We start from the raw sequence: 6,458 nt of genomic DNA, 5'->3' as shown, positions 1-6,458 counted from the left end.
CTGGTGGTGGCGGGCTTCGGCAGGGCTTCGGCCGGTCAAGGGGGAGTGGTGGACCTGCGCGAGTACCTGCGGGTGTTGCGGCGGCAGTGGGTCGTGGTGCTGGTCGGGCTGTTGGTGGGGGCGGCGGTCGGGGTGGGGTTGATCGTGCGGGCGACGCCGTTGTACTCCTCGACCGCGCGGTTGTTCGTGTCGACGCCGGGCAGTGACAGTGCCAATGCGCAGATGTATCAGGGTGGGTTGTTCTCGCAGCAGCGGGTGACCTCGTACGCTGATCTGATCAAGGGGTCCACGGTGGCCGAGAGGGTTTTGGCCCGAGTGGGTTCGGATCAGGCGCCGGCGGCGTTGGTCAATCAGATCACGGCGACGGCCGATCCCAATTCGGTGATCCTGCAGGTGTCGGTGACCGATCCCAGTCCGGAGCGGGCGCAGTTGCTGGCCCAGACGACGGCGGAGGTGTTCACCGATTACGTCGGGGAGTTGGAAAGTTCGGAGGATCCGGCGCGGTCGCCGATCCGGGCGAACATCGTCGATGACGCGAACCTGCCGACCGGCCCGGTCTATCCCCGTCCGTTGATCACGATCGGGCTGGGCGCGATCGTGGGTTTGTTGGTGGGGCTGGCCGCCGCGTGGTTGCGGGAGACGCTGGACACCACCCTCAAGTCGGTCGAGGACGTGCAGAGGGCGACGGGCGCCTCGACGCTCGGCTCGGTTTTTTTCGATCCGACGGCGGTGCGCAAGCCGCTGATCTCGGGGCTCTCGCCGCACGCGCCTCGGGTCGAGTCGTTCCGGGTGTTGCGGACCAATCTGCAGTTCCTGGACGTGGACGGTGAGTCGAAAACCTACGCGATCACCAGCCCGCTGCCCGGGGACGGTAAATCGACCACCTCGATCAACATCGCGATCGCGTTGGCCCAGGCCGGGCGCCGCACCTTGTTGATCGAGGGTGATCTGCGCCGGCCCAAGTTCGGGGAGTACCTGGATCTGGAGGGCACGGTCGGGTTGACCACGGTGCTGATCGGCCAGGCGGAGCTGGGCGATGCCATCCAGCCGTGGGGCCGGTCGGGTCTGGACGTCATCCTGAGCGGTGCCCTGCCCCCGAACCCGGCCGAACTGCTGCAGTCCAAGGCGATGTCCGCCGTCATGGACGAGCTGCGCCGCCGGTACGACGTGATCATCATCGACGCACCGCCGATCCTGCCGGTGACGGACGCGGCGCTGATCGCCGCGCAGACCAGCGGAGCGATCCTGGTCCTGCGGCACGCGCGGACCACCCGCGACCAGGCCACCCAGGCCCGTCACCGGCTCGACGCCGTCGGTGCCCAGGTCCTGGGCACCGTGTTCAACTTCGTCCCCCAACACGCCACCTCCACCTACGGCTACGGCTACGGCTACGGCTACGCCCCCACCCAAGACCCCACCCCGCACCAACCGGCCGCCAGCCACAACCCACCGGGGGGCCACCCCAACCCGGGTGCGGATCGGGCCGGTGAGGCCGCCGTGGCCGATCTGCCAGCGCAGCCCGGTGCGGTCTCCGATCCCGCGGTCGGTCGGGTCACGACGCCGGACCCGGACCGCAGGAACGGCGACGCATCAGGTGCACTTCATCGAGCGGCGAACTGAGCGGGGCGAATTCAAAACGGACGCGCGCCGGCCGGTCGAATGCCGGTACCCATTTCACGCCCGGAGATATTCGCCTCTCGCCGTCCGTTGGATCTCGAATCATCCAGGAGCGGTAGGCCATTCTCTGGCCGGCCGTTTGCGTCCTCGGCGACGGCCGTGCCGGGAGCTTGGGTAGATGACCCTAGGTGACATCCGGCCGATCGCGCCGTGAGAAGGCCACGGTGTGGCTCGGCCTGGCGTTCGTCGTCTTTCCCTGCAGTTCACACGGGCGCCGTTACTCTGGCCGAATCCGGTCATGCTGGTTGGCCTCGGTTGTCCATGTGTGGATCGCGTTGTCGATCGAGGCGGGCCGGTGCAGCGCGACCCTCCCACGATCGGGGGCAAGTTCGTCACATCGGGTTTCGACCTGTTGGAGGATGTGCAGGGTTGGCCACGCCGATGACTCTGGGTAATTGAGCTTGTGGGGCTCCCTCGGGCACGAATCATCAGGAAGATGGGTAACGGTCCTATCCCGTCACCTTGGGCAGCCGACATCGGGGCAATCATCGGACCACCACATCTGTCCAATCCGATTCGCTGTCATATGCTCCGACATGCTCCAGCGTGACCGTCAGGGGTTCCGCTAATTGTGTCGGATTGGGGGATTGCTCTGATGTTCAAGCGGATCGGATCGGTCGTTGCGATGGCCGCAACCGGGCTCATCGTGGCGGCGGGGACGGCGGCGGCGGCTCCGGTCTACGCCCCGCCCGGCCTGTCGGCGGTGTCCATCAACGTCAATCAGATCGTCATCACCGGGACCAACTACGGGGACGAGAGCGGCCCCGACACCTCGGTGGACATCACCATCACCTACGGCGGTCCCTCGGGTCTGCGATCGAGCGCCGGGCTCAGTGCCGCCGGCGCCGCAGCCACCCTGACGGCCGAGCCCGACGCGGACGGGAACTGGTCCGTCACCTACAACCTGACCCAGGACGGGGATCTGTCCGTCCGCGCGGTCGGCAGCCCCAGCGGCGACGATCTGACGGTGTTCCTCGCCGACCCGCCCGGCGTGCCCGGCCAGACCGGCTCCGGTTACACCGGCTCGGGCAGCGGATCGGGCCAGAACTACAGCTCGGGCTACGCCAGTGGTGACGTGTCCTCCGGATACGCGGGTCTCGCCTCGACCGGCGCGAGCATCGGTGCGCCGCTGGCCATCGGCATCGGCGCCCTGCTGGCCGGCCTGGTCCTGCTGTTCTTCGGGACGCGGGGCGTGCTCCGGCGCAAGGGCGCCAAGTCCGGCGCCTCCGGCTGACGGACTCCACCGGCACACGTCGACGGCCGGCTCCCGATGGGGAGCCGGCCGTTGACGTCTGTGCGCCGGCGGGTGCCGCCGATCAGAACCGGCCGCTGCCCCCGCTCTGCCGGCCACCGCCACCACCGCCGCCGCCGAAACCGCCGCCACCGAAACCGCCTCCGCCCCAGCTGCTGCCGCCGCCCCAGCCGCCCCCGCCGCGACCACTGCGGCCGGAGTTGAGCACCGAGTTGAGGATGATCCCGCCGAGGACGGCGCCGGCCAGGCCGCCGCTGTTGTTCGACCCCCCGCCCCCGAATCCATTGACGTCGCGCTGGGCCAGGTCGGCGGCCTCGCGGGCCAGCGCCGCCGCCTGCTGCGCCTCGGCCAGGGCGGCCGCCGCATCACCGGTGGCCGACTCCGCATTGGCCAGATGCCGTTTCGCCTCGGCCAGCCGGGTCCGGGCCTGGCTGCGGACCGCGCCCCGCCGGGTGTTGACGAAGTCCTCGGCGGCGGACACCTCGGCGCGCGCGGTGGTGAGCGTCTGGGCCAGCGCGGCGCGGCTGCGCTGCTCCTGCTGTTGCGCGTCCCGGGTGCTGGCCAGCAGTCCGTCCAGGGCCAGGTCGGCTTCCTCGACCTTGTGCAGGGCCGTCATCGGGTCGGCCGCACCCTGCGGCGACCTGGCCATGCCGAGGATGGCCTGGATCTGGTCGAGCTGGGCCCGGATCGCGGCCGCGCTCCCGCCGGCATCGGCCGAGTCCAGCGCTCCCCGGACGGTGGCCAGCTCCTGGTCGACGGCGGCGATCGCGGATGTCAGCTGCGTGACCGCGGCGCCCAGGTCGGCCGCGGCCCGCTCGATGGCGTCCAGCAGGGTCTTCGCCTGGTCGACCGCCTCCTGGGCGGCACCGGCCGCGACGACCGCGGCCGGGTCGGGGCGGGCCGGCGGCGCGGCCGGCTGACCGGGCAGCGGCAACGTGCTCTCGGCCGGGGTCGCGCCGGCGGCTGACCGCCGGGCCTGGTCCAGGCCGGTCCGGGCGAACTCCAGCCGCTCCTTGGCCTGATCGACGTTCGCGGCCACGGTGCCCAGCGCCGGCGGCGCGAACTGCTGCTGCAGTCGCTGGAGCGTCGTCGCGGCCGCCGGCAACCGTCCGGCCTGGGTGTCGATGGCCCCGGGCAACTCGGCCAGCACCTGCGGCAGCCGCGACCGCAGGTCGCGCAGGTCGTCGAAGCGGTCGCTCTGCTCGTCCAGGGTCGCCGACGCCGCGGCACACAGGGACAGGATCTCGTTCATCATGGCGCGCCGGGTGGTGTCGTCCTCGGGCTGGTCGTCGTCGACCTGCTGGCGGATCTCGAAAGCCCGGGTCAGCGATTCCCGGGCCGCGTCGAACGCCGTGCGGAACTGGCCGACGGCCGCGGACCCGAAGTCGGACTCGGCCGCGCTCAGCTCGAATTCGCTGGCCCGCACGGCGTTGTCGGTGTCGATCAGGGCCTGGACACTGCGGGCCGACAGCGCGTCGATGGGTTCCTGCGGGGCGGCCGGCGTCCCCTCCGGGCCGGCCGGCCCGGCACCGGACGTGGTCGGGCGCCGCCGCCGGTAGAGCAGGTACCCGCCGGCGCCAACGACGACGATGCCACCGGCGATCCACCACCAGACGGTCGACGATCCGTTGAGGGCATCGCGGTAGCCGTTGGCCGCGGCGATGGCGGCGCCGGCCCAGTCGTCGTTCTTCAGCGCGGGTTGGATGTCGTTGGTGGCCACCTGCTGCAGCTGGGACGAGCTGAGCTTGATGGTCGTCGGGGCGTCGACGGCATACGCCCGGCCGCCGGTGGCCACGGCCAGCAGCATCTGGTTCTGGCCCAGGTCGGAAAGCTGGGCGGTCTGCCCGGCCCAGTCCGAGGCCGTACCCGGGTCGTCGAACGTGTCGACGTAGACCACCCAGAGGTCGATGTTGTCCTCGGCCGAGAGCTGGTCCAGCGCGGTCTGGATGTCGCTGCGGTCGGACCCGGACAGCACCCCGGACCGGTCGGTGATCTGGCCGGGCAGGCGGAACGGCGGTTCGGCCGCGGCGGGCAGGGAGGCGGACAACCCGACGACGGTGACGACCGCCAACCCCGCCGCGAGCCGTGTGACTGTTCGTGCGATACGCATGCCGGACCCTTCCCACGCCGCGCGCCGTCGACCACGGCTGCCGTGGTCCGACCCTACCGAGGCGGCCCCGGAGGATCAGCTCACCGAGGGATGCGGCGGCGGTCTACAGTAACCAGGTGTCGTCGGTGCGTGACTTAGGGTTATGGCTGGCGGCCGCCGTCACGATCGTCGCCGTCGTCACGATGGCCTTCCTGTCGCCAGTCGCGGGGCTGGCCGCGACCGCGGTCCTGGCGGTTCTGGTCGCGGCGGTTCTTCGGGCGCCGGCCGCGGGGTTCGTGGCGGCGGCAGTGCTGCTTCAGGCCTCGGCGACCTCGGCCCTCATCGATCCGCTTGCCTCGGTCCCGCTGCGGCTCGGCGGAATCGCCTGCCTGGTCGCGGCGGGCCTGGTTCGCGGCTCGATCGGCCGCCCGGCCAGGCCGCATTCGGTCTTCATTGGCCTGATGCTGTCCGCAATGGGTCTGTATCTATTGTTCGCCACCCTGGGCGACGGCCAGTACGCCCCCTTCCTGGCCGAAATGGCCGGTCTGGCCGCGTGTGCGGTCTGGCTCGTGGCCGCGACGTCCTGGGTCCCGGTCGAGGCGATGCGTTCCGGCCTGGTGGTCGGTCTCGTCGTTGCCATCGCGGCCAATGTCGCGGCCGTCGTCCTGGCTCCGGGCATGGCCTTCGGCCTGGGCCGGCTCCGTGGCTTCCTCGAGAACGCCAACGGTCTCGGTTGCTTCGCCGCGGCGTTGGGCATGGTCGCGGTCACCGTCGTCCGGCGGCGCATGCTCGCCGGGGGCCTGTTCCTGGCCAGTGCGGCCGTCATCGCTGCGACCGGTAGCAGATCCAGTGCCGCCGCGTTGCTGGTGACCGCCGCCGTGATCGTGCTGGTCGAATTCCGCTGGCCGGTCAAGATCGGGTGCCTGTTCGCCTCCGCGCTCGTGCTGGCGTCCATCATCGATTCGAACTCGGTCATCGCCTGGGTGACTTCGCGAGGAAACACCCGGGAGCAGACCCTCTCCTATGCGGTCTCGACGTTCGACGCCAACCCGTGGACCGGAGTCGGTCTCGACAACGAGCTGCATGAAGTGGCCAGCAGTCCCTTGCGTGCGCTCGTGCACGCCGGCATTTGGGGAGCCGTCGCCGTCACCGTGATGTGGGTCGCGTTGATCGCCTACGGCGTCACGGGTGGAGGGCGTGGTCTTGCCGTCGCCTTCGGCCTTGTCACATTGAGCATTTTCGAAGGTGTCCTGCTCTCGCCGATCAGTCCCTTCCTGTTGGTGCTGTCGGCCTGCCTGATCACCGTTCAACGGACGGCCACCTCGCGTGCGGGCGCCCACCGGCGACGTGCCGGCGCGCGCGTGCGCAACGGGGCAGGGCGCGCGGGGGTCGACCGCTGAGCCGGGCGGCAGCTCGCGCGCGGCTCAGACACAAACCCTG

At 70.7% G+C, this 6,458-nt stretch carries 4 protein-coding genes; 3 read left to right on the top strand and 1 reads right to left on the bottom strand.

What is annotated here, in order from left to right; genetic code table 11:
- On the top strand, nucleotides 1-1,620 hold a 1,620-nt coding region (locus ACOJUF_RS19600; protein ID WP_420123501.1), incomplete at its 5' end, for a polysaccharide biosynthesis tyrosine autokinase.
- A 652-nt stretch (nucleotides 1,621-2,272) separates the two neighbouring features.
- Nucleotides 2,273-2,911 (top strand): hypothetical protein, encoded by a 639-nt coding sequence (locus tag ACOJUF_RS19595; protein ID WP_420123500.1) that lies wholly within the window; start codon nucleotides 2,273-2,275, stop codon nucleotides 2,909-2,911.
- An 82-nt stretch (nucleotides 2,912-2,993) separates the two neighbouring features.
- On the opposite strand, the gene ACOJUF_RS19590 is transcribed toward ACOJUF_RS19595, so the two are convergent.
- A complete protein-coding gene (locus ACOJUF_RS19590) occupies nucleotides 2,994-4,976 on the bottom strand; it encodes a TPM domain-containing protein (protein WP_420123499.1) in 1,983 nt (660 codons plus the stop codon).
- Nucleotides 4,977-5,155: 179 nt separating this feature from the next.
- On the opposite strand from ACOJUF_RS19590, the gene ACOJUF_RS19585 reads away from it, so the two are divergent.
- The gene (locus tag ACOJUF_RS19585) at nucleotides 5,156-6,418 is read left to right on the top strand and encodes a hypothetical protein (RefSeq protein ID WP_420123498.1); all 1,263 of its coding nucleotides are present in this window, start codon (nucleotides 5,156-5,158) and stop codon (nucleotides 6,416-6,418) included.
- Nucleotides 6,419-6,458 lie beyond the last annotated feature (40 nt).

This window comes from Nakamurella sp. (assembly GCF_048594475.1).
Classification (GTDB): domain Bacteria; phylum Actinomycetota; class Actinomycetes; order Mycobacteriales; family Nakamurellaceae; genus Nakamurella.
The sequence above is the reverse complement of the archived record's forward strand: the minus strand, read 5'-3'. Positions and strand labels throughout refer to the sequence as shown.